General features: G+C 44.6%; 18 protein-coding genes. 11 read left to right on the forward strand and 7 right to left on the reverse strand.

The genetic code is table 11. The annotated features are described in order from the left end of the window. Window position 1 precedes the first annotated feature (1 nt). On the forward strand, window positions 2-772 hold the full coding sequence (locus AB4589_RS00820; RefSeq protein WP_009847587.1) for an ABC transporter permease: 771 nt from the start codon (window positions 2-4) through the stop codon (window positions 770-772). A 170-nt stretch (window positions 773-942) separates the two neighbouring features. Here AB4589_RS00820 and panC read toward each other — a convergent pair whose 3' ends face one another. The 7 genes from panC to sfsA form a co-directional block, all read right to left on the reverse strand. Next, window positions 943-1,833 (reverse strand): pantoate--beta-alanine ligase, encoded by an 891-nt coding sequence (gene panC / locus AB4589_RS00825; protein ID WP_009847586.1) that lies wholly within the window; start codon window positions 1,831-1,833, stop codon window positions 943-945. A gap of 8 nt (window positions 1,834-1,841) precedes the next feature. Next, window positions 1,842-2,636: a 3-methyl-2-oxobutanoate hydroxymethyltransferase gene (gene panB / locus AB4589_RS00830; protein WP_009847585.1), complete on the reverse strand. Its 795-nt coding sequence runs from the start codon at window positions 2,634-2,636 to the stop codon at window positions 1,842-1,844. A 22-nt stretch (window positions 2,637-2,658) separates the two neighbouring features. Beyond that, window positions 2,659-3,144 (reverse strand): 2-amino-4-hydroxy-6-hydroxymethyldihydropteridine diphosphokinase, encoded by a 486-nt coding sequence (gene folK, locus AB4589_RS00835; protein WP_009847584.1) that lies wholly within the window; start codon window positions 3,142-3,144, stop codon window positions 2,659-2,661. Continuing rightward, window positions 3,141-4,496, reverse strand: a complete 1,356-nt coding sequence (pcnB, locus tag AB4589_RS00840; protein WP_009847583.1) for a polynucleotide adenylyltransferase PcnB — start codon at window positions 4,494-4,496, stop codon at window positions 3,141-3,143. The genes folK and pcnB overlap by 4 nt, the downstream gene beginning before the upstream one ends. Window positions 4,497-4,652: 156 nt before the next feature. Continuing rightward, a complete protein-coding gene (gluQRS, locus tag AB4589_RS00845) occupies window positions 4,653-5,555 on the reverse strand; it encodes a tRNA glutamyl-Q(34) synthetase GluQRS (RefSeq protein WP_009847582.1) in 903 nt (300 codons plus the stop codon). A 148-nt stretch (window positions 5,556-5,703) separates the two neighbouring features. After that, entirely contained in the window at window positions 5,704-6,150 is a 447-nt protein-coding gene (gene dksA, locus AB4589_RS00850; protein WP_009847581.1) for an RNA polymerase-binding protein DksA, read from the reverse strand. A 135-nt stretch (window positions 6,151-6,285) separates the two neighbouring features. Further along, a complete protein-coding gene (sfsA, locus tag AB4589_RS00855) occupies window positions 6,286-7,044 on the reverse strand; it encodes a DNA/RNA nuclease SfsA (RefSeq protein WP_009847580.1) in 759 nt (252 codons plus the stop codon). Window positions 7,045-7,138: 94 nt separating this feature from the next. Between sfsA and hrpB the strand changes: the two genes are divergently transcribed. The 10 genes from hrpB to AB4589_RS00905 all read left to right on the forward strand — a co-directional run bounded on the left by hrpB (window position 7,139) and on the right by AB4589_RS00905 (window position 23,653). Further along, window positions 7,139-9,577 carry an ATP-dependent helicase HrpB gene (gene hrpB / locus AB4589_RS00860; RefSeq protein ID WP_371709532.1) on the forward strand — a complete coding sequence of 813 codons (2,439 nt, stop codon included), beginning with the start codon at window positions 7,139-7,141 and terminating at the stop codon, window positions 9,575-9,577. Beyond that, window positions 9,574-11,973: a penicillin-binding protein 1B gene (mrcB, locus tag AB4589_RS00865; protein ID WP_371709508.1), complete on the forward strand. Its 2,400-nt coding sequence runs from the start codon at window positions 9,574-9,576 to the stop codon at window positions 11,971-11,973. The genes hrpB and mrcB overlap by 4 nt, the downstream gene beginning before the upstream one ends. A gap of 38 nt (window positions 11,974-12,011) precedes the next feature. Continuing rightward, window positions 12,012-14,351, forward strand: coding sequence for a patatin-like phospholipase family protein (locus AB4589_RS00870; RefSeq protein ID WP_012604725.1), 2,340 nt, complete (start codon window positions 12,012-12,014; stop codon window positions 14,349-14,351). Between the two features lie 272 nt (window positions 14,352-14,623). Continuing rightward, complete coding sequence (acnB, locus tag AB4589_RS00875) at window positions 14,624-17,212, forward strand: bifunctional aconitate hydratase 2/2-methylisocitrate dehydratase (RefSeq protein WP_029223086.1); 2,589 nt, start codon at window positions 14,624-14,626, stop codon at window positions 17,210-17,212. Between the two features lie 159 nt (window positions 17,213-17,371). Continuing rightward, on the forward strand, window positions 17,372-17,740 hold the full coding sequence (locus tag AB4589_RS00880; RefSeq protein WP_029223087.1) for a YacL family protein: 369 nt from the start codon (window positions 17,372-17,374) through the stop codon (window positions 17,738-17,740). Window positions 17,741-17,979: 239 nt separating this feature from the next. After that, window positions 17,980-18,318 (forward strand): P-II family nitrogen regulator, encoded by a 339-nt coding sequence (locus AB4589_RS00885; protein ID WP_372099103.1) that lies wholly within the window; start codon window positions 17,980-17,982, stop codon window positions 18,316-18,318. 27 nt (window positions 18,319-18,345) lie between these two features. Continuing rightward, a complete protein-coding gene (locus AB4589_RS00890; RefSeq protein WP_122045983.1) occupies window positions 18,346-19,575 on the forward strand; it encodes an ammonium transporter in 1,230 nt (409 codons plus the stop codon). 164 nt (window positions 19,576-19,739) lie between these two features. Beyond that, complete coding sequence (locus AB4589_RS00895; protein WP_012604721.1) at window positions 19,740-20,756, forward strand: Fe(3+) ABC transporter substrate-binding protein; 1,017 nt, start codon at window positions 19,740-19,742, stop codon at window positions 20,754-20,756. Window positions 20,757-20,999: 243 nt separating this feature from the next. After that, a complete protein-coding gene (locus tag AB4589_RS00900) occupies window positions 21,000-22,625 on the forward strand; it encodes an ABC transporter permease (protein ID WP_371709511.1) in 1,626 nt (541 codons plus the stop codon). Next, window positions 22,625-23,653, forward strand: a complete 1,029-nt coding sequence (locus tag AB4589_RS00905; protein ID WP_017097323.1) for an ABC transporter ATP-binding protein — start codon at window positions 22,625-22,627, stop codon at window positions 23,651-23,653. Before AB4589_RS00900 ends, AB4589_RS00905 begins: the two co-directional genes overlap by 1 nt. Window positions 23,654-23,785: the final 132 nt, after the last annotated feature.

The raw sequence follows: 23,785 nt of genomic DNA on the forward strand, positions 1-23,785 counted from the left end.
TATGTACAGCCTATATTGGACCGCTTTCTGCAGCTTGTTGACCAAAGAGATCAATCGCTTCACGCGTATCTGGGTGCAAACTCTGGTGCCGCCAGCGATTACCATGACGCTTTACTTCATCATCTTCGGTAACCTGATTGGTGCGCGTATTGGTGAAATGAATGGCTTTAGCTACATGGAATACATTGTGCCCGGTCTGATCATGATGTCGGTGATCACCAACTCATATTCCAACGTTGCTTCATCGTTCTTTAGTGCCAAATTCCAGAAGAACATTGAAGAGCTGCTTGTAGCACCTGTTCCTAACTACGTGATTATCGCCGGCTTCGTAATGGGCGGCGTGGTGCGTGGCTTGTTAGTGGGCACTATCGTCACCTTTGTATCGCTGTTCTTTGTTGACCTTCAAGTCGACCACTGGGGCGTGATCATTGCGACGGTATTTCTCACGTCGGTTGTGTTTGCTCTGGGTGGCTTGATCAACGCGGTATTCGCACGCACGTTTGATGATATTTCTATTATCCCAACCTTCATTTTAACGCCGCTGACGTATCTCGGTGGTGTGTTCTACTCGATCAGTCTATTGCCTGAATTCTGGCAAGGTGTATCGAAGTTGAACCCTATCGTGTATATGGTAAACGCGTTTAGATATGGTTTTTTGGGTGTGTCTGATGTGGGTATTGTGACGTCGTTTGGCGTACTAGGTGTGTTTATTGTCGTGCTGTATGGCATTGCACATTACTTAGTTACAAAGGGGATCGGCTTACGTAGTTAACTTTTAGTTATCCAAGAGCTATTAGTTATCCAGGATCTATTAGTTATCTAGGAGCTATTAATTATGCTGAATCGCAGGCAAAGAAAAAGGTCGATATTACATCGACCTTTTTTATGTTTTTCATTTGTGCTTTGCGGTATAACCTGGTTTACGTAAAGAGAAGAAAGCGATTACTCAGCAGTTTCTTCTTTCACTTCTTCTTTCGTTTCCGTGACCAAATCTAAAACTTGGTTGTCGATAAGACGAGTCTTACCTAGGAAAGCCGACATTAGAATCACTGCTTGAGTCGATTCTGAAGTGATCGCTTGTAACGTTTTTACATCACAAATGAATATTTCATCCGGTTGTAGGTCTGCTGCGCGTAGTTGGTCTGTTGCATCTTCAATGACAGACGCGTAATCATCACGACCACCACGAATAGCACTGCTGATCCAACGCATAGTGCGCGCTAGAACTGGAGCTCGCTGACGTTCATCAATCGTTAGGTTGCTATTGCGAGAGCTCATGGCTAAACCATCCATTTCACGAACAGTCGCTACGCCCACAACTTCAATGTCTAGCGCTAAGTCAGTTGTCATCTGGCGAATCACAGCAAGTTGTTGGAAATCTTTCTCACCGAAGCATGCAAAGTCTGGCTGAACGATATTAAACAGTTTCGTGACAATTGTTGATACACCGCGGAAATGACCTGGGCGAGAGGCACCTTCAAGCATATGAGATATACCAGGGACTTCAACAAACGTCTGTTTGTCCAATCCATCTGGGTACATAACCTCTGGTGTTGGCGTAAAGACTAACTCAACACCTTCGCCTGTTAGTTTGTTTAAATCGGCTTCTAACGTACGAGGGTAGTTATTTAGGTCGTCGGCGCGATCAAACTGCATTGGGTTAACAAAAATGCTTACAACAACAATGTCAGCCAGTTCACGAGCTTTCTTGACCAGAGTTAGGTGACCTTCATGTAGGTTTCCCATTGTTGGGACAAAAGCAACCGTACGTCCATCACGCTTAAACTGTTTAATCTGCTCACGAAGAGCCGCTATTTCAGCAAAAGTTTGCATAGTTACTCCTAAGCGATTGTATGAGCATCATCAGGGAAACGTGCGCTCTCTACTTCTTCTTTGTATAGAGCGACGGCTTTACGCATATCACCTGTTTCAGCTAGGAAATTCTTAGAGAATTTCGGCATGTAGTTCGCAGAAATACCGAACATGTCATGCATAACCAAGATCTGACCATCGGTAACATTACCTGCGCCGATGCCGATAACCGGTACGTCACAAGCTTCTGTAATTCTTTTTGCTAATGAAGCTGGTACACATTCAAGAAGAACGATTTGAGCACCTGCATTTTGTAGTGCTAGCGCATCAGCAACCATTTTATCGGCTTGCTCGTTGTCACGACCTTGAACTTTGTAACCACCAAAAATGTTTACCGATTGAGGCGTTAAGCCTAAGTGTGCACATACTGGTACAGCACGTTCTGTTAGCATCTTCACAGTTTCAATCAACCAGCTTCCGCCTTCGATTTTCACCATATTCGCACCAGCGCGCATTAAGGTTGCTGCGTTCTCACAGGCTTGCTCTGGTGTGGCGTAACTCATGAATGGCATGTCAGCCATAAGAAGACAGTTTGGGCTACCGGCACGCACTGAGCGAGTATGGTAAGCAATATCTTCAACGGTTACTGGTAATGTATCGTTACGACCTTGTAGAACCATGCCAAGTGAGTCACCGACAAGTAGAACTGGCATATCTTGGCTTTCGAATAATTGAGCAAAACTCGCATCATAAGCTGTCGACGTCGCGAATTTACGGCCTTCTTGTTTGCACTTGATTAGGTCGTTAATGGTTACTTTTTTCATTGATTTTCCTTAATGCGCTTGGCTATTGCTGCCAAACATTGAGCCCGTTCTTATCTACTATTTTTAGTAGTTCTGTCAGCTCAGTCCCATCAGGGAGTTGTAAACTTGGTGCGATTTCAGCAAGCGGGTAGAGCACAAACTCTCTTTCTTTCATTCCGTAATGAGGAACGGTTAAGCGCTCTGAATCGATCACCTCATTGCCGTATAACACGATATCGAGATCCAAGGTTCTTGGACCCCAACGCTCGTCTTTACGGACGCGCCCTTGCTCTTGCTCGATCTTTTGAGTGCAATCAAGCAGTTCAATTGGCGTTAATTCTGTTTTAATTGCTACTACCGCGTTGATGTAGTCGGGTTGGTTTTGCGGCCCCATTGGAGTGCTACTATATAGCTGTGAGGTCGCAACAAACGTTGTTCGCGGAAGATTCTTTAGCGTTTCGATAGCCAAGTTTGCTTGGCTAACAGGGTCGGCAAGATTACTGCCGACCGCAATGTAAGCCGTTATCATTCTGATTGCTTACTCTTTTTGTTCCTGTAAGTCTTACGGCGGCGATGACCCGACTTTGATGGTGCTGCTACGTCATTAGCCATCGCTTGACGCATATTGCGTCCTGCTGTCTGATAACGCTCCCACCATTTTGCTAGTTCTTTGGTTTCGCCACCTTCAATTTCGCCACGCATTTCTAGGAAATCGTAGCCAGCACGGAACTTATTGAGTTCCATCAGGCGAACGGCACGTTTACCGTTGCGGCGAGGCAGTCGTAGTTGCAGTTGCCAAACTTCGCGAATGGTTGCGGTATGGCGACGAGGAATCGCAATTGATTTTACTTGTCGATCAAGAATGATGTTACTTGCTTCCATGATCGCATCGTAGTGCGCCATACCCTGTTCAGCGACAAGCTTGTCTGCCAACTTGTTCATTGGGTACCAAAGCATTGCAGCAAACATAAACGCGGGGTTTACTCGCTTGCCATCTTCGATGCGAAGGTCAGTCGAGTCGAGTACCAAATCAAGCATCTGCTCGGTATGTGAGTCGTAGCCTTCTGTGAAGTGTTCCGCTACTGAAGGGAACATCTGCTGGAACAGGTTGTACTCACGCATCAAGTGGTAGGTTTCTAAACCGTGACCTGATTGCAGTAATTTTAGAGACTCTTCGTAAAGGCGCGCTGCTGGGATATCTTTTAGAAGGTGTGCTAACTCTTCAATTGGGTCGGCTGTATCTTCCTCAATATCAAAATCCAGTTTAGCGGCGAAGCGCATTGCACGTAGCATGCGTACTGGGTCTTCGCGGTAACGCGTTTCTGGATCGCCAATCAGGCGGATCAGCTTATCTTCTAAATCTTCTACACCACCCGCGTAATCGTGGATGCTATAGTCTGCAATGTTGTAGTACATCGCATTGATTGTGAAGTCACGACGTTCTGCATCTTCATCAACATTGCCGTACACGTTATCGCGTAGCAACATACCTTCTTCAGATTGCGCAGAAACGTTTTTCGATGGCTCTTGGTGGTGGCCACGGAAAGTTGCTACTTCAATGATGTCACGACCAAACATGATATGTGCCAAGCGAAAACGTCGACCGATAAGGCGACAGTTTCTGAATAGGTGCTTGATTTGCTCTGGCGTTGCGTTGGTCGCGATATCAAAATCTTTTGGCTGAGAGCCCAATAAGATGTCGCGTACACCACCACCGACTAGAAATGCGTCAAAACCCGCACCATTCAGGCGATATAACACTTTAAGTGCATTGTCGCTGATCTGCTTGCGTGAAATATTGTGCTCTTGACGAGTATAAATATTCAGAGCTAATTCGTGGAATCCGCGTTGTTCGCTTGGGGTATTGTCGTTTGTATTCATTAGTTTATAACAAAGTAGGTATCGCCAGCTTTGTTTTTCTCTTAGTCCAAAGTGGTAGTGCAGAGTTTAATTGCGGCTAATAATAGCTTAGCGCGAGCCATTTGAGAACATCGTCTGCTTAGTCACAGGTATTTGTTACGGTATTTTTATGTATCGTTATTGCGATTTGCCGTTAGTTTCGAACTCATTGCTGTGCTCTTTTTGTAAACTATCAGGTAACTGATAGACGTTCCATTGCTGGCAGCCCCACAATAAAATTTCATCTATTGACGCCTCGAAAAGAGCATTCGGGATATTAAAACCTAAGAATCGCATCGCATTGATTAACGTCGGTTTTGGGTTGTCGAGATCTATCGCGGTGGCATGATTTTGTTTTGACAGTTTATTCCCCAAGCCATCGGTTGCCAATGGTAAGTGCAAGTAGCTCACGTTTTTTTGCTTGAGCGTCTTATACAAACTGATTTGTCGACCTGTTGGTTCTATCAGATCTGCACCTCTAACGACTTCTGTTACCCCTTGTTCGATGTCATCAAGGACAACTGCCAAGTTATAGGCAAACAACCCATCTCTGCGCTTGATAATAAAATCTTCTTCAGCCAATGCTTTGGGAATTTGAATCGTGCCGTGACGAACATCGTCAAAGGACTCGATGGGAAAGTCCATACACAAGCGCACCGCCTGTTCGCCTGAATCAACCAAACCTTTGTCTCGGCAGTGGCCACTATAAAACCCACCCAAGGACTTTATTTGCTTACGGGTACATTGACAGTAGTAGGCCTGATTGTCAGTGACCCATTGATCAATTTGAGCTTGATATAGGTCATGACGCTGGCTTTGATAAACGACTTCACCGTCCCAATACAGGTGGTAAGCCTCAAGCGTCTTAAGAATGAGGTCTGCAGCGCCAGCCATTTCTCTTGGCGGATCGAGGTCTTCCATACGAACTAACCATTGTCCTTGGTTAGATTTCGCTTGAAAGTAGCTACCAAGAGCAGCAACCAGTGAGCCAAAATGAAGAGGACCTGACGGTGATGGTGCAAAGCGTCCGATATAATTCATGAGTGAGAAACCTAATCTTGATGGTACCGCAGTAGCCGATTCTTAAGACGTTTGGTGATTAGTTTATCGCTATCAACAACGATATAAACCACTTTTTAAAACAAACAAAAAAGGGAGCCAAAGCTCCCTTTCTTTACATCCGCAAGAATTAACCTTGCATCTGTTTCTCTTTGATCTCTGCAAGTGTTTTACAGTCAATACAAAGGTCAGCAGTTGGACGAGCTTCAAGACGACGAATACCAATCTCGACACCGCAAGAGTCGCAGAAGCCGAAATCGTCTTCTTCGATCTTATCTAGTGTCTTCTCAATTTTCTTGATAAGACGGCGCTCACGGTCACGGTTACGTAACTCTAGGCTGAATTCTTCTTCTTGAGAAGCTCGGTCAACAGGATCTGGAAAATTCGCTGCTTCGTCCTGCATGTGGTGCACAGTACGATCAACTTCTTCCCTGAGCTGGTTGCGCCAAGCTGATAAAATTTTTGTAAAATGTTCCGTTTGCTCAGGTGACATGTACTCTTCACCTGTCTTTGCTTGGTACGGTTCAACACCTGCGATGGCTAGGATGCCTAGCGCTTTTTTCTTAGATTCTGGCATACAGCATCTCCTATTTACACCTAGTCAACTGCAAAGCAGCTAATTTTAAGGCGGGTATCTATAGCAGAAAGAACGAATGGTGGCAAATACTCTTGTTAAAACTTGCAATCAATGTGAATAGTTCAGCATTTTTGCTTAGCTATTGATAAATTCAACGGCTTGTTTTAGTTGTATTTGAGTACTGCTGAGCTCTGCTTTATAGCAAAGCACTTCAACTCCAGCGTCTTGTGCTTGTTTTAGTAATAACGAATATTTGGCGTCTATATGGTGTGCCGCAGACACTTTTTCAATGCCTGAATGTAAAACAGTGAATAAAAGTACGGCTCTACTTCCAGATTCGACCATTTCTGTGAGTTCTCGCAGGTGTTTTTGGCCTCTAGTTGTCACTGCATCAGGGAAAAAACCTTGCCCTTCGGTCGACGCTTGTTGTTTAGTTGATATTTGTTGCTTAGTTGACACTTCTTCGTCGAGCAAAGTGACGCTTTTTACTTCGATATAGCAAGGCGGCTTTTCGTTATCTTCAAGCAGAATATCAATGCGACTATTCTCACTGCCATATTTCACTTCGGTTCGTAACGCGTTATAACCTAAGAGTTCAACTATAGTCCCATTTTCAATTGCTTCCACCGCTAGCTGGTTTGCCCGCGCAGTATTTACACAAATACGGTGACCTTTGTCTGTTTCTGAGATCTCCCAGCTGTTTGGGTACTTTCTTTTTGCATTGTCTGACGTTGAGTACCACACCGTATTGCCAGGAGTCGCACATCCTGTCATCGCTCCGGTGTTAGCGCAGTGGATAGTACGCTCGCTGCCGTCTGGAAGTTGGATGTCAGTGAGAAAGCGTTTATAGCGTTTAATAAGAGTCGCTGGCTCTAATGGAGGATTGAAGTGCATATTACTTATTTAGAGAGGTAGGTTTTTATGTACAATGTTGCCAACATTACACCACAAGGTTCACCCATTGCCACAACTGCCCATAGAAGCTGTGATGCCAGATCTGCTCGCTGGCGTACAAACACACACTCAACTTATTCTAAAGGCCGCTCCCGGTGCCGGTAAGTCAACATTCTTCCCTTTACAGTTGGTTAAGGCTAATGCCGTTCAAGGCAAAATCATTATGCTTGAACCAAGGCGTTTGGCTGCAAGGAATATTGCTACTTACTTAGCGAGCCAACTAGGAGAGAAAGTGGGAGAGAGCACAGGTTTTAGGGTTCGTGGTGAATCTAAAACCAGTAGTGCGACTCGCTTGGAAATCGTGACTGAAGGGATCATGACGAGAATGATCCAAACCGACCCTGAATTGACTGGGGTTGATATGGTGATCTTTGATGAATTTCATGAACGCAGCATTCACGCAGATACTGCATTGGCGTTCAGCTTGGAGATCCAAGATGCGCTGCGTGACGATCTAAAAGTGGTGGTGATGTCGGCAACCTTAGATCAACACGCTCTGCAATCTTTGTTACCTGATGCCAAGTATGTTGAATCGCAAGGCCGAACTTTCCCTGTCGACTTCTACTATCAGCCATTAGGCTCGAATGAATATTTAGCACCTAAAATGGCTAAGGTGATTCAATCTCTGATGGAGAAAGAATCGGGTTCACTTTTGGCTTTCTTACCGGGTGTCTCGGCGATAAAACAAGTGGAATCACAACTTGGGCAACTTGTCAGTGATATTGACGTGTGTCCGTTGTATGGCCAATTGAGTTTTGAACAGCAGCAGAGAGCGATCGCGCCATCGGTGAAAGGGCGTCGAAAAGTGGTATTGGCCACTAACATTGCGGAAACCTCTTTGACGATTGAGGGGATTCGTTTAGTGGTTGATTCGGGGTTAGAACGAGTTGCAAAGTTTGATTTGAAAACCGGTATTACCAAGCTTGAACAAGTGAAAATTTCGCAGTCTTCTGCTGAGCAAAGAGCGGGTCGAGCAGGGCGAATCGAAGAGGGCTTGTGTGTTCGCTTGTACAGCGAAACACAGCTTATGCAGCAACCTGCTGTACCAGAACCTGAAATTCTTCATTCTGATTTGTCTTCGTTGGTGTCTGAATTGACGCAATGGGGCGCTGCGAGTGCTGAGGAACTGCAATGGTTAGACGTTCCACCAAAAGCTTCAACAGAACAAGGTAAGCAACTCTTACAAAATCTGGAACTGTTAGACGCTAATGGGCAGTTCACTTCGATCGGTAAGCAAGCCCAGCGCCTAGGCATTGAGCCGCGTATCGCTAGTATGCTGATCAAAGCGCAACAAAACAGCCAAGCCTTGTTGAATGTCGCGATTGTCGCTGCCGCTTTACTCGAAGATCCGGAACGCAATGTGACGGATATTCAACACTCGCTACATCGACTTAAGCAAAGAAAGCACTCGAAAAACAGTGTTGTGATGCAGCGAGCGAAAAGTCTCGCCAGCAAACTCAATCATCACTTAGATTTGTCACAAGTTGACGAATCATTGCTACCATTAGTGCTTTGTTTTGCATTCCCAGACCGAATTGCACAAGCGAGAAGTGCGAGCAGCTGTGCTTTTCTTCTGGCGAATGGTCACGGTGCTGAAGTTCGTGATGATGATCCATTGGCGAATAATGACTATATCGTTGTGATTGATTTGATGCGCAGCACAGGGCGAGCCAGTCAAGTTTTCTTAGCTACCGCGGTTGATATTGCGCAGCTAGAAGTTGAATTTCCAAAACTGTTTGTGTGTTCCGATTACGCCGATTGGGATGAGAAACGTGGTCGCTTAGTGGCAGAGCAGCGAGTGTCTTTGGGGAAGTTGATTATCAGCACCAAAGCTTTACCAGAACCCGATGCGAATCAGGCGAGCCAAGCGCTACTCAATTATATCGCTCGCTGCGGACTGGAGCGCTTACATTGGACGTCTTCAGCTAAACAGCTCGTTGAGCGTGTACGCTGCGCACTGCTTTGGATGCCAGAGCATGATTGGCCAGCGATGGATGATGCGAGTTTGATTGAACATCTTGATGAGTGGCTATCACCCTATCTGAATGGCATTAAGTCAGCCAAAGGGCTGTCGAATGTATCGATTGAACAAGCATTGTCGGCTTATCTTGGCTGGCCTCTGAATCAAGAAATAGATCAATGGCTACCGACTAATTACCTGATGCCAACGGGCAGTAAGAAGTCGATTCGTTATCAATATAAATCTGAGCCAATGATCTCTGTTCGAATGCAGGAAGTCTTTGGTGAGCAAGATTCCCCCTTGATTGCCCAAGGGCGTAAAAAGGTGGTGCTTGAGTTGCTTTCTCCTGCGCAACGACCACTGCAAATTACTCAGGATTTAGCCGGCTTTTGGGCTGGCGCGTACAAAGAAGTACAAAAAGAGATGAAAGGCCGTTACCCAAAACATCCTTGGCCGGATGACCCTGCTAATCATGTAGCAACCACTAAAACCAAACGACAGTTGAACCGATGATGACCAAAATGTTAACGCCAAAAAAGGCACCACCTAAAAAAGCGCCAGCAAAGAAGTCACCAGCGACCAAAGGCAAGCCTAGAAAGCCAAGATCAGCAGCGAAAAAGACTAAACCTAAGGCTAAGCCGTCTGGCAAGAGAGGTTGGTTGAAGATTCTGTGGGGCATTTCTTGGAAAGCTGGCTTAGCACTTGCCGCATTGCTGTTGTTCGTCGGTATTTATCTGGATTCAGTGGTTAAGCAGCGTTTTGAAGGTCAGCTTTTTGATCTGCCAACCGTTGTTTATGCTCGTGTGTTGGATCTGTCTCCGGGGACTGCGGTGAGTGTGGTACAGGTTAAGAATGAACTGGATGTACTTAATTACCGTAAAGTGAATTCTCCTCGTCACCCAGGTGAGTACTCTTCTTCTTCAACCAAGATTGAAATGATTCGTCGTCCGTTCGAGTTTGTCGATGGACCTGAAGCGGATCGTCATGTAATGCTGCATTTCAACGGTAACGAGTTAACTCGTATACAGTCGCTAGAGAAGAAAGGCGACATGGGCTATCTACGTGTTGAGCCGAAAATGTTGGGTATGCTTGAAAAAAGTAACGATGAGCAACGCCTGTTCTTAAAACGTAATCAGTTCCCAGAAGTGATGGTTGATGCCTTATTAGCAACTGAAGACCGAAGCTTCTATCAACACGATGGGGTATCGCCATTAGCAATCGCTCGTGCAATGGTCGTTAACGTCAAAGCTGGGCGAACGGTACAGGGGGGTAGTACGCTGACACAACAGCTGGCAAAAAACCTGTTCTTGTCCAGTGAACGTACATTGTGGCGTAAGGTTCGTGAAGCCTACATTGCGCTTATCTTGGACCATCGTTACAGCAAAGACCGTATTCTAGAGGCTTACTTAAACGAGGTTTACCTTGGGCAAAATGGTGGGCAAGCGATTCATGGTTTCGGCTTGGCATCTCGTTTGTATTTCGGTCAACCTATTCAAGAGCTCCGCATCGATCAACTAGCATTGCTGGTGGGTATGGTGAAAGGCCCTTCGTATTACAATCCGGTTCGTTACCCTGAGCGTGCTAAGACTCGACGCGATCTGGTTCTTCGCTTATTGATGCAGCAAGACATATTAACTCCGCGACAATACGAAGAAGCGGCGAGTCGTGATTTGGATATTCAAGACAATCCACGTATTGCTAGTCGTCAGCCAGCTTACTTCCAGCAAGTAAACATTGAGCTTAAGAAGTATGTAGGCGATCGATTTGAAGCGAAAAAAGGGATTCGAGTCTTTACCTCTCTGGATCCCGTTTCCCAAGACAAGTTAGAAAAGTCGATTGCTCGTAAAGTGCCTGATTTATCGAAAACGGCAGGTAACAAACTGGAAGCCGCAGCGATTGCCGTGGATCGCAATACTGGTGAAATCCGAGCGATGGTTGGTGGTAAACGTACCGGTTACGATGGTTTTAACCGTGCTTTGAATGCGAGTCGCCCTATTGGTTCTTTGGTTAAGCCTGCCATCTACTTAACCGCATTGGAACAACCTCAGAAGTATACGTTGGCGACAACATTGAAGGACACCCCACTGAGCTTGAAAGGTAGTAAGGGCAGCGTATGGAGCCCAAGAAACTTCGATCGTAAGTTCCGTGGCGATGTGCCCTTGTATGTGGCGCTTTCTAAGTCTTATAACGTACCTACCGTTCGTTTAGGCATGCAGTTAGGCATTGATAGCGTCTCGGACACCATTGGTAAGCTGGGTGTCGATAAAAATGAGATTCGCCCAGTACCGTCGATGTTTTTGGGTTCGTTCTCACTGACTCCGTTCCAAGTTGCTCAGATGTACCAAACCATTACCAACTCTGGTCGCATTGCGCCTTTGTCTGCACTTCGTTCTGTTGTTGATAATGATGGCGAAGTTCTGTATCAATCGATTCCTCGTGTATCGCAAAGCGTTGACCAGCAGGCAGCTTGGTTAACAACCTATGCGATGAAGCGGGGTGTATCGGAAGGTACAGGTCGTTTCTTACAAGGTCAGTTTGCATGGGCTGGGTTAGCTGGTAAAACGGGCACAAGTAATGACAGCCGTGACAGTTGGTTCGTGGGTGTTGATGGTCGTGAAGTCACGACGATTTGGTTAGGCCGAGATGATAATAAACCGACTAAACTAACCGGTTCTAGCGGTGCGTTGCGTGTCTATGCCGATTATCTGAAGCAAAGAACGCCTGAACAACTATTACTGCCTTGGCCAACAGGAATTGCGACCGCTAGCTTTACTCGAACTTCTGAAGGGGCGTTAGAGTTTGACTGTGGTGGTACAGTCAAATTGCCGGTCTGGGATGAAAGTGGCAGCATTAAAAAGGGCTGTGAAAGTCAACCAAAACAGTGGCTAAAGAAGCTTTTTCAGTGGTAAAGTCATAACAGAAAAGAATGACAAGGATAGTTTAGATAATGATTTCTCGTTGGTTAGTGAGTAGCTTGGGTATTGTCGGTACTGTGATCAGTTTTCAACTGTTTGCCGCTACTGCAGCACAGGTTGATTCATCAGAACATGTTGAACTTAAACAAGCTCATAAAAGGCCAACCGTTGCTGTCGTTCTTGCTGGTGGTGGGGCAAAAGGTGCAGCTCACATCGGTGTGCTTAAAGCCCTAGAAGAGATGCAAATTCCGGTTGATTACATTACCGGTACCAGCATGGGCGCATACGTTGGTGGTCTTTATGCGACAGGGATGAGCGCTGATGAGATCGAGAGCTTTATTTATACGGTTGATTGGAATCGTGGTTATCGCGATCGCGTTAACCGTAGTGATCGCCGTGTGCGAGACAAAGAATATGAAGACCGTTATCAACTGAATACCGATCTCGGTTTAGGTTGGGGCGAAATCAAAGCCAGAAAAGGTGTGGTTCAAGGTCAGAATATGTTGCGTATTCTGCGCGAGACCACTGGTAATTTATCTCCCCTCGATTCTTTCGACAGCCTCGCTATTCCATATCGCTCTGTCGCAACCGATATTATCGACCTTGAAGAAGTCGTGATCGATCATGGTCACCTTGTTGATGCGATGATGGCGAGTATGTCAGTACCTGGAGCACTTCCTCCTTATGAAGTTGATGGGCGAATGTTGGTCGATGGTGGTGTCACCAATAACATGCCTGTTGATGTTGCTAGAGCGATGGGGGCTGACATAGTTATTGCGATTGATATCAGTACTAACTACAAAAGCAAAGAAGACTTCACTAACTTTTTAGCCGCAGCAGACCAACTCTCTAATTACCTTGTTCAACGCAGCACTCAAGAGCAAGCCGCGACGTTAACAGACGATGATTTTTTCCTACGTCCTGATGTTGGGCAAATGGAGACCACCGAGTTCGATAAAATGCCGACGGCTTATCATGCTGGATACGAAGCAACAAGGCAGTATACGGATCAGCTTTCTAAGTTGGCGCTCTCTAACGCAGACTATCAAAAGTATATTGATCAGAAACAGCAAGCTCGAAAGCAGCTAAAACATGGCGACCAGACTGTCGTTGATAGAGTTATTATTAACAACAACACCCACTATTCAGATAAGTTAATCGAAAATCGTTTAAACCTCGATTCTGGTCAGGTTATTAAAACCAGTGAAATCGAATCTAAAGTGAAAGATCTTTATGCCTTAGATCGGTTCGAGTTGGTTACTTATGAATTTGAAAATGTTGATGGTGAGGATCAACTGCTGGTCGATGTGAACGAAAAATCTTGGGGTCCAAACTACCTCAATTTTCGATTCTTTCTTGAAGATGATTTCTCTACAACCAGCCAGTACTCGCTCGGTGTCTCTGCCAACTTTACCGATATTAATAAGCATGGTGCAGAGCTAAGAACTAATATCGAGATGGGAACGGACAAACGCATTGAGGCGGAACTCTTCTCACCATTCTTTTCGAGTCAAAAGTTGTTCACATCTGTGTCTATTGCTTACAGCAACCAGAATCGAAACCTGCCAGCAGGAATCGGCGAGATTGGAGAACCTACACTGGATGCAACCAAAGACTACTTACCAATGTCTTATCAAGAGTATCTGAGTGAATTTGCATTGGGCTATCAACCGACATTGTGGCAAGAGCTGAAATTTGGTGCACGTTATACCGATGGCAGTATTGAGGTGGCATCATTACCTTCACTAGGAAGTGGTGGCTATAAACGTATTGGTGCCTTTGCCAGTTATAGATTGGATACTTTGGATAACTTCAGTCTTCCTACCGAAGGTTATTTTGTCGATTTAGAATACCTTATCTCTCATGACGATTTTGAGAATGAGAGCTCTAATGGTGGTTCAGATTTCTCTTCTGAGAGTGATACAGTCTTTGAACTTTCGGCCAATTTTATGGCAGCACAAAGCATTGAAAAGCATACTTTAGTCGCAAAGGTTGATTACGGCATCGTAGAAAGTAAAAACTCAGTCTTTCCGATTGATCCGAAAGAGTTAGGAGGGTTCCTCAATCTATCCGGTATTCCAAGAAATAGTTTGATCGGTCAGAACTTAGCTTACACCAGTTTGATCTACCGTTATAAGTGGTTTGAAAATGACTTCGGCCTCTTTGAATCACCGTTCTACGTGGGTGCCTCTATTGAACATGGTGGTGTTTGGTCGAACAATGACTTAAAACTGGATGAAGCTCCAATGTATACTGCAGGCTCTGTTTTTGCGGGTGTCGACTCACCCATCGGGCCGATCATATTAGCTTATGGTCGAACCGAAGATAACTTTGATTCGGTGTATCTGATTGTCGGTACTTCCTACAAATAATCATGCGTAGAGTCACCGTTTAACTGCGTAAATAGGCAAAAATAGTGGGACTTTCGTCTTAACTTGCTATGTTGGTCAAAATGATAAGATTTTAATTTAACGTTAAATTTGCTATTCTACCGCCCACAGTTTGGCCTCTATGATGCCGCTCATCAATACAAATTGAATGACAAAAATGGCAATGGAGAGCCAAGTTTCCAAGGATGTTCGCTTCTTTATTTTACTAATAATTATGAAGGTAAGAAGTGAACCGCAATGAGAGGAAAAAAGTCGTGCTTGAAGCCTACCGTAAACACGTCGAAGAACGTGCTGCCGAGGGAGTTGTCCCAAGACCACTAGATGCTGAGCAAGTCGCTGGCCTAGTTGAACTTCTAAAGAATCCACCTCAAGGTGAAGAAGAAATCATTCTTGACCTACTAGAAAATCGCATTCCACCGGGTGTAGATGAAGCTGCTTACGTAAAAGCTGGCTTCCTTACGGCTATCACTAAAGGTGAAGTAGCTTCTCCACTAGTAAGCAAAGCAAAAGCTGCACAACTGCTTGGTACTATGCAAGGTGGTTACAACATCGAGTCTCTAGTGTCTCTGTTAGACGATGCTGAGCTTGCTCCAATCGCAGTTAAAGCCCTGTCTCATACTCTACTGATGTTCGATGCGTTTTACGATGTAGAAGATAAAGCGAAAGCAGGTAATGCTTCAGCACAACAAGTACTTCAATCTTGGGCTGATGCTGAATGGTTTACAGCGAAAAACAAAGTAGCGGAAAAGATCACCGTTAAAGTATTTAAAGTTACCGGTGAAACTAACACTGATGACTTATCACCAGCGCCTGATGCATGGTCACGTCCTGATATCCCAGTGCACGCGAAAGCGATGCTGAAGATGGAACGTGATGGCATTACTCCTGATGAACAGGGTAGCGTTGGTCCAATCAATCAAATTGAAGAAATGCAAAAAGACGGCATTCCACTGGCTTACGTTGGTGATGTTGTTGGTACAGGTTCTTCACGTAAATCGGCAACAAACTCAGTACTTTGGTTTATGGGTGAAGATATCCCATTCGTACCAAACAAGCGTACTGGCGGTGTTTGTCTGGGTGGTAAAATTGCACCAATCTTCTACAACACAATGGAAGATTCAGGCGCACTACCCATTGAACTGAACGTACAAGACATGAACATGGGCGATGTCATTGATATCTACCCGTACGAAGGTGTTGTTCACAAGAACGGTTCTGTGATTTCAAACTTTGAGCTAAGCAAAGTACTTCTTGATGAAGTGCGTGCTGGTGGCCGTATTCCACTGATCATTGGTCGTGGCCTAACGGGTCGTGCTCGTGATGCTCTAGGCCTAGCTGAAACCGATCTGTTTGCTAAACCAATCGATCCTTCTGCTTCTGATAAAGGCTACACATTAGCTCAGAAGATGGTAGGTAAAGCGTGTGGCGTTGAAGGTGTGCGTGCGGGTCAGTACTGCGAACCTAAAATGACGACAGTGGGTTCTCAAGATACTACGGGTCCTATGACGCGTGATGAGCTGAAAGATCTGGCTTGTCTTGGCTTCTCTGCGGATCTTGTGATGCAGTCTTTCTGTCACACATCTGCATACCCGAAACCAGTTGATGTAAACACTCACCATACACTGCCTGATTTCATCATGAACCGTGCAGGTGTTTCACTTCGTCCGGGTGATGGTGTTATCCACTCATGGTTAAACCGTATGCTTCTTCCTGATACTGTAGGTACAGGTGGTGACTCGCATACTCGTTTCCCTCTAGGTATTTCATTCCCTGCGGGTTCTGGCTTAGTAGCATTTGCTGCAGCAACAGGTGTTATGCCTCTTGATATGCCTGAATCAATCTTGGTTCGCTTTAAAGGTGAAATGCAGCCAGGTATCACGCTACGTGACCTAGTACATGCAATTCCGCTTTACGGTATCAAGCAAGGTCTACTAACGGTAGAGAAAGCAGGAAAGATCAATGAGTTCTCTGGTCGTGTACTAGAAATCGAAGGTGTTGAGCACCTATCTGTTGAGCAAGCATTTGAACTTTCAGATGCATCAGCAGAGCGTTCTGCGGCAGGTTGTACGGTTAAGCTATCTCAAGAGTCTATCGATGAGTACCTGAACTCGAATATCGTTATGCTTAAGTGGATGATCGCTGAAGGTTACGGTGATGTTCGTACGATTGAGCGTCGTATCACGGCAATGGAAGAGTGGTTAGCGAACCCTGAGTTGCTATCTGCTGATTCAGATGCGGAATACGCGCACGTTATCGAGATTGATCTTGCTGACATCGATCAACCAATCCTATGTGCGCCAAACGATCCAGATGATGCTCGTCTTCTTTCTGACGTTCAAGGCACTGAGATTCAAGAAGTGTTCATCGGTTCTTGTATGACCAACATCGGTCACTTCCGTGCTGCAGGTAAGATGCTAGAAGAGTTTAATGGCTCTTTAAATACTCGCCTATGGGTTGCTCCGCCAACTAAGATGGATAAAGACCAACTGACAGAAGAAGGCTACTACGGCATCTTCGGTCGTGCTGGGGTTCGTATTGAAACTCCGGGTTGTTCATTATGTATGGGTAACCAAGCTCGTGTTGCTGATGCTTCGACGGTTATGTCTACGTCTACTCGTAACTTCCCGAACCGTTTAGGTAATGGTGCGAACGTTTATCTAGCTTCTGCTGAACTTTCTGCTGTTGGTGCGATTCTTGGTCGTATCCCAACTAAAGAAGAGTACTTAGCGTACGCTGAGAAGATCAATGCAACCGCTGCTGATACATACCGTTACCTGAATTTCCATAAAATGGGTCAGTACACGGATAAAGCAGACACGGTTATCTTCCAAGAACCAGCTTAATCGTTGACTGAGTAAGATACAGACAGAACGCCTTCTATTCGTAGAAGGCGTTTTTTTATGTCTGAATGCTGGACAACGAGCGACTCGATCTCTTGATGACTTCGCTATATACTCTCGCCTCATTTTTTACCCTATCTGTCATTAGTGCGCGGAGCCTTTATGGAATTTGAATTTACACGAAACACTTTAATGGGCGAGTACTATGTAAAGTGCAGCATGGGTCATGAAATTGTTGGCCGCTGGCTTCAAGAAGAGATCGGAAAAGATAAGCAGAAACTGGATCATGTGATGGCGTTGATTGAGCAATCTCGACAAGATCTGAGCAATGAAGTGACGCTACTAGGCAAAGAGATCAGCCTAGCGATCAATGAAGACGACGTAACGATTCAAGAAAATGTGCTAGGGCACGAACAAGAGATGGAAGAGGGTAGTGAGTTCGATTTCTATAATTGTGAAAGCGAAGCAAGCTGCGGAATTGACGATTTCGAGTTGCTCATCGAACGTTGGATTGATTTTTTAGGTTACTAGTCCTGACACCTATTTATTAGTCATTCAGAGCTTTGAAGGCTCCGTTGCCCAAAACTAGAGCAACGACAATGCAGCGCATTAAGATAGTGAAAAGGCCGCACCATATTGGTGCGGCCTTTTTCTTTTCTAAAACGGTATTATTTCCATTTCATTTGAAATCAATAACTTAACTTTTTGGCACGCTACTTGGATTGTAATAAGAGTATTAACGGATTAAGTGAAGAATTTAAGGAAAGAATATGAAATTAATAAATGCCATTGTAAAGCCGTTCAAATTAGACGATGTACGCGAAGCGCTCTCTGATGTTGGTATTGAAGGTATGACCGTTTCTGAAGTGAAAGGCTTTGGTCGTCAGAAGGGGCACACTGAATTGTATCGTGGTGCAGAGTACCAAGTGGACTTCCTACCAAAGGTAAAGTTAGAGATTGCAACCCAAGCTGAAAATGTTGACCGAGTTGTTGAAGCGATTAGCCAAGCGGCACACACCGGAAAAATCGGCGATGGCAAAATTTTTGTGTATGACCTAAGCCAAGCCGTACGAATTCGTACCAGTGAAATGGATGCTGAAGCACTTTAAAGAATTACAAGGACTGGAGACTTTAATATGGAACTTACAACAACAGTAATGGAACTACGTTACGCACTAGACACTTTTTTCTTCCTCATTTCAGGTGCGTTGGTCATGTGGATGGCTGCAGGCTTCGCGATGTTAGAAGCTGGTCTCGTTCGTTCGAAGAACACCACAGAAATTTTAACTAAGAACATTTGTTTGTACGCGATTGCTTGTACGACTTTCTTAGTCGTTGGTTACAACATTATGTATGTCGATAACGGCGAAGGTGGCTGGTTACCGTCATTTGGTACTCTGATTGGTACTCAAGGTGAAGGTGCAGACCACTCATTAGAATCAGACTTCTTCTTCCAAGTCGTTTTCGTTGCAACAGCAATGTCTGTGGTATCTGGCGCGGTTGCTGAGCGAATGAAACTTTGGTCATTCCTTATCTTCTCTGTCGTGCTAACAGCATTCATCTACCCAATGGAAGGTTACTGGACTTGGGGCGGTGGTTTCCTATCAGAAGCCGGCTTCAGTGACTTTGCTGGTTCAGGTATCGTACATATGGCTGGTGCTTCAGCAGCCTTAGCGGGTGTGCTTCTACTGGGTGCTCGTAAAGGTAAATATGGTAAGAACGGTGAAATCTACCCGATTCCAGGTTCAAATATGCCACTGGCAACGCTAGGTACATTTATCCTTTGGTTTGGTTGGTTCGGTTTCAACGGCGGTTCTCAACTAATGGTTTCGGATTTTGAGAACGCAACAGCAGTAGGTCAAATCTTCCTTAACACCAACGCAGCAGCAGCAGCAGGTGCGATTGCAGCACTACTAGTATGCAAAACAACTTGGGGTAAAGCAGACCTAACAATGATTCTTAACGGCGCGTTAGCTGGCCTAGTAGCAATCACTGCAGACCCTCTATCACCATCACCTCTATTTGCTGTAGCGATTGGTTCTGTATCTGGTGCATTGGTTGTATTCAGCATCATCGCTCTAGACAAAGCTAAGATTGATGATCCAGTAGGTGCTATATCGGTACACGGTGTGTGTGGTTTCTTCGGTCTAATGGCTGTGCCACTAAGCAATGCTGATGCAACGTTTGGTGCTCAACTATTGGGTGCAGCAGTAATCTTTGCATGGGTATTCGGTGCTAGCCTAGCGGTATGGGCAGTGCTTAAAGCAACAATCGGTATCCGAGTAACTGAAGATGAAGAACTTGAAGGTATGGACATGCACGATTGTGGTGTCGGCGCCTATCCAGAGTTTGTGTCTGTAAAATAGAACATTATGTATTAATCCATAATTTACAAATATTTACATATTACCCACTTGAAACCTGCTCTCATGAGCAGGTTTTTTTGTGCTCTATCATTGAAATTAATATTTTAATAAATATAATAACGCAACTGATATAGATTATCATTTCGATATAAAGGACTTTACCAATGAAAAAATTGCTAACTCTTTCAGCTCTAGCATGTAGCGCAATCGCACCAACGGCTGCAATCGCTGCTGAAGAAGTAAACGTATACTCTTACCGTCAACCTTTCCTTGTTGAACCTATGTTTGATGAGTTCACGAAAGAGACAGGCATCGAGGTGAATGTTAAGTTTGCTAAGAAAGGTTTAGCAGAGAAGCTAGCTCAAGAGGGCGAATACAGCCCAGCAGATGTGGTATTAACTGTTGATATCAGCCGTCTATCTGAGCTAACTGAAAAAGGTTTAGTTCAAGCTGTAGAAAGTGATGTTCTAGAAAAGAATATCCCAGCTCAATACCAAGACACAGCTAACGAGTGGTTCGCTCTAACAACTCGTACACGTAGCGTTTACTCTTCTCGTGACCGTGTTGGTCGTCTAGGTGAAGATTTCACTTACGCTGATCTAGCTAAGCCAGAATTCAAAGGTAAAATCTGTACACGTAGTGGTAAGCACCCATACAACGTTTCTCTAGTATCTTCGATGATTGCTCACAAAGGTGAAGCTGAAACGAAAGAATGGCTAGAAGGCGTAAAAGCAAACCTAGCACGTAAGCCTCAAGGTAATGACCGTGCACAAGTTAAAGCGATCAAAGAAGGTCTATGTGACGTTTCTCTTGGTAACAGCTACTACCTAGGTAAGATGGTTAACGATAAAGAGCAAAAAGCTTGGGCTGACGCTGTTTACCTTAACTTCCCTAACCAAGAGACAACAGGTACTCACGTAAATATCTCTGGTATGGCAATGGCTAAATTCTCTCCAAATAAAGAGAACGCGGTTAAGCTAATGGAATTCCTATCTGGTGACGTGGCGCAAGGCATGTACGCAGAAGTGAACTACGAATACCCAGTTAAAGCTGATGTTAAACCTTCAGAGCTTGTTGCTTCTTGGGGGGAATTCAAAGCTGATACAATTTCTCTAGACCAGATTGCTGACCACCACGCAGCTGCAATCAAGCTACTAGACGAAGTTAAGTTCGATCTATAATTTTTTACTGTAGGCTTCGGCCCAAGTAAAATGACAGCCTCAAGTCGCCATTTCGGTAACTTGGGGTTGTTTTGTTTTGGAAAATCACTTTTTGATACAAAGCTCCCCGTTAATCCCCAGAGTTATGAGCATCTCACCTTGAAGTCATTACAGTATATGGGTATAAATAACCCCCCATTAAAAGGATATGAGATGTATTTGCAAATGCATTTGTGTTTCATTAAGCCTCGTTGTAGTTAGGCGATGAAAGAAAAGAATTATTTATGGAACACCAGTAGCTGCATCATTGCTGTATTGCTGGTTTTACCGATTTTAGCGATTTTTACGACTGCTGTTGGAGAAACAGATGAGCTATTTTCTCATCTTATGTCCACAGTAATGCCCACCTATACTTATAATACGGTGGTTTTACTCATAGGAACCTTATTCCTGTCTTTGGCTTTTGGTATTCCGTCAGCTTGGATTATGGCAATGTGCCGTGTTCCAGGAGAGCGCGTTTTACAGTGGGCGTTAGTGCTGCCATTAGCCATGCCAGGCTATATTGTCGGGTATATCTTTACCGATTGGTTCGACTTTGCTGGTCCGGTTCAAATTCTGCTACGAGATTTAACAGGCTGGGGGCCCGGAGAGTACTGGTTCCCAGACATTAGAACCTTGTTCGGAGCTATTATTGTTCTGTCACTTGTTCTCTACCCCTATGTTTATTTGCTATGCCGCGCGGCTTTTATGGAGCAAAACGTCTCCTTATTGCAATCCGCTCGGTTGTTAAAGTGTTCACCTTGGGAAAGCTTTCGTCGTATTTCCTTGCCGCTTGTTCGTCCATCAATGGCGGTCGGGCTATCACTGGTTGCAATGGAAACCATTGGTGACTTTGGTACCGTAAGTTACTTTGCAGTCAATACCTTAACGACTGCGGTTTACGATACTTGGTTAGGTTACTCAAGCTTAACGGCTGCTGCGAAAATATCGGCGATTATGCTGATTATCGTGATCCTACTATTGAGTTCAGAGCGCTATAGCCGTCGCAAACAGAAATTATTCCAGAATCAATTCAGTAGTCGTGAAGATTTTCGTTACGACCTTTCCGGTTGGAAGAAGTGGTTAGCATTGTTTTGGTGCTGGGGGTTGGTGTGTGTCGCATTCTTGTTCCCTCTTGCCCAGTTAATGATTTATGCCTACAAATATTTTGCTCAAAGCTGGACCCCTGAATTTAGAGAGTATGCCGTTAATAGCCTTTATGTTTCGGTAGTTGCTGCAATTATTGGTGTCGTTATTGCTTTGATTGTGAACTTCAATCAACGTGTTAGTCCAAGTAAGAAAAATCAGGCTTATATGCGTATCGCTTCCATGGGCTATGCCGTTCCAGGCACAGTGTTAGCCATTGGTGTGATGGTCCCAGTTTTGTTTATGGATCATTTAGTCAACGATATTGCAAAAGTGATGGAATGGACAGGACCAGGTTTGATCTTCTCTGGTTCTATGTTTGCACTTATCTTTGCCATGGTCGTGCGTTTTTCAGCGGTTGCAATTGGCAGCATTGAAAGTAGCTTGAGTAAAGTTTCTCCTTCATTGGATATGGCATCTAAAACAATGGGCTGCAATACCAACCAGATGTTACGTCGTGTTCATTTACCTTTGATTAAACGAGGCGCATTGATCGCCGGATTATTGGTGTTTATCGAATCAATGAAAGAGTTAAATGCGGCATTGTTGCTGCGTCCTTTTAATTTCGAAACGCTCGCGACTTATGTTTATAACTATGCGTCAGATGAGCACCTTGAATTAGCAGCCATGCCTGCTGTGTTGTTAGTCTTGGTGGGTTTAATTCCGCTGATCATCGTAAACCGTTCCTTGGAGCAGAAACACTAATGAGTTGTGCATTATCAATTAAAGATCTGACTTGTAAGTACGAGTCCCAAACTATTTTGGAATCTCTTTCTTTAGAAGTTGAGCATGGTGAAATTGTTTGTCTGCTTGGTGCCAGTGGTTGTGGTAAGACTACGCTGCTTAAAGCGATTGCCGGCTTGCTTCCATTGAGTAGTGGCGTCATGAGCTTGAACTGTCAAACCATCGACGATGGAGACAACTGGTTACCACCTGAGCAGAGAAACATCGGAATGATCTTTCAAGATTACGCCCTGTTTCCGCACTTGACGGTAAACCAGAATATCTGCTTTGGCCTCAAAGGTCTTTCTGAACAGCAAAAGAAAGAGAAAGTTCAAGAGATGTTGGAGCTAGTTCACTTAGATGAATTCGGTGACCGATACCCACATCAACTTTCTGGTGGTCAACAGCAGCGCGTAGCGATTGCTCGTTCTTTAGCGTACAAGCCAGACTTATTATTATTGGATGAACCCTTCTCAAATATTGATACTCAAGTTCGCCATGAGTTGATCTCTCAGATTCGTAAAATATTTAAAAAGCAGGGTGTTACTGCTATTTTTGTAACGCACAGCCGTGAAGAAGCATTCGCTTTTTCAGATAAAATGGCGGTAATGAACCATGGTGTGATTGAGCAATATGGTTCAGCATCTGAGTTGTACTTCCACCCATCGAGTAAGTTTGTTGCTGATTTCTTAGGTGGTGGTAGCTACTTGAATGCACAGCGTATTTCAGATAATGAATTTGAAACGAGCTTGGGTCTGATAGAAGCGAAAGCACAAACTCAAATCGAAGTGGGAGCGGAATGTGCGTTGTTACTAAGACCACAGCATATAGTGGCGAGTCATGATGTCGACAGTAACCTGTCCGTGTTGGAACAACAATTTATGGGCGACCACTGTCGTTATGTGATTGAAGCTAACGGTCAGAAACTGTTAGCAACGTCTTCTGAGGCTCTAGGTGTTGGTATGCCAGTCACCGTCAAAGTAGATACCAAAGGTGTATTGGCGTTTTAATGATACGCAGTAAGTATCGTTCTGCCGAAAAGTAAAATACATTCGTAAAAAAGCCCAGCACTTTGATACAGAGTACTGGGCAAGAGTTCTTCACCTACAGGCTTTAACAAGGCAGTGGTTTGTTAAGTCCCA

It is taken from the genome of Vibrio sp. 10N.222.49.A3, assembly GCF_041475145.1.
In the GTDB taxonomy this organism is placed as follows: Bacteria; Pseudomonadota; Gammaproteobacteria; order Enterobacterales; family Vibrionaceae; genus Vibrio; species Vibrio tasmaniensis_A.

What these genes read in the sequence shown, in the direction of transcription:
- hrpB (WP_371709532.1), top strand. Translation starts at nt 7,139, where the DNA reads ATGCCAGATCTGCTCGCTGGCGTACAAACACACACTCAACTTATTCTA.
- AB4589_RS00905 (WP_017097323.1), top strand. Translation starts at nt 22,625, where the DNA reads ATGAGTTGTGCATTATCAATTAAAGATCTGACTTGTAAGTACGAGTCC.
- AB4589_RS00895 (WP_012604721.1), top strand. Translation starts at nt 19,740, where the DNA reads ATGAAAAAATTGCTAACTCTTTCAGCTCTAGCATGTAGCGCAATCGCA.
- AB4589_RS00820 (WP_009847587.1), top strand. Translation starts at nt 2, where the DNA reads ATGTACAGCCTATATTGGACCGCTTTCTGCAGCTTGTTGACCAAAGAG.
- gluQRS (WP_009847582.1), bottom strand. Translation starts at nt 5,555, where the DNA reads ATGAATTATATCGGACGCTTTGCACCATCACCGTCAGGTCCTCTTCAT.
- AB4589_RS00885 (WP_372099103.1), top strand. Translation starts at nt 17,980, where the DNA reads ATGAAATTAATAAATGCCATTGTAAAGCCGTTCAAATTAGACGATGTA.
- AB4589_RS00900 (WP_371709511.1), top strand. Translation starts at nt 21,000, where the DNA reads ATGAAAGAAAAGAATTATTTATGGAACACCAGTAGCTGCATCATTGCT.
- AB4589_RS00890 (WP_122045983.1), top strand. Translation starts at nt 18,346, where the DNA reads ATGGAACTTACAACAACAGTAATGGAACTACGTTACGCACTAGACACT.
- pcnB (WP_009847583.1), bottom strand. Translation starts at nt 4,496, where the DNA reads ATGAATACAAACGACAATACCCCAAGCGAACAACGCGGATTCCACGAA.
- AB4589_RS00870 (WP_012604725.1), top strand. Translation starts at nt 12,012, where the DNA reads ATGATTTCTCGTTGGTTAGTGAGTAGCTTGGGTATTGTCGGTACTGTG.
- panB (WP_009847585.1), bottom strand. Translation starts at nt 2,636, where the DNA reads ATGAAAAAAGTAACCATTAACGACCTAATCAAGTGCAAACAAGAAGGC.
- sfsA (WP_009847580.1), bottom strand. Translation starts at nt 7,044, where the DNA reads ATGCACTTCAATCCTCCATTAGAGCCAGCGACTCTTATTAAACGCTAT.
- dksA (WP_009847581.1), bottom strand. Translation starts at nt 6,150, where the DNA reads ATGCCAGAATCTAAGAAAAAAGCGCTAGGCATCCTAGCCATCGCAGGT.
- AB4589_RS00880 (WP_029223087.1), top strand. Translation starts at nt 17,372, where the DNA reads ATGGAATTTGAATTTACACGAAACACTTTAATGGGCGAGTACTATGTA.
- panC (WP_009847586.1), bottom strand. Translation starts at nt 1,833, where the DNA reads ATGCAAACTTTTGCTGAAATAGCGGCTCTTCGTGAGCAGATTAAACAG.
- folK (WP_009847584.1), bottom strand. Translation starts at nt 3,144, where the DNA reads ATGATAACGGCTTACATTGCGGTCGGCAGTAATCTTGCCGACCCTGTT.
- mrcB (WP_371709508.1), top strand. Translation starts at nt 9,574, where the DNA reads ATGATGACCAAAATGTTAACGCCAAAAAAGGCACCACCTAAAAAAGCG.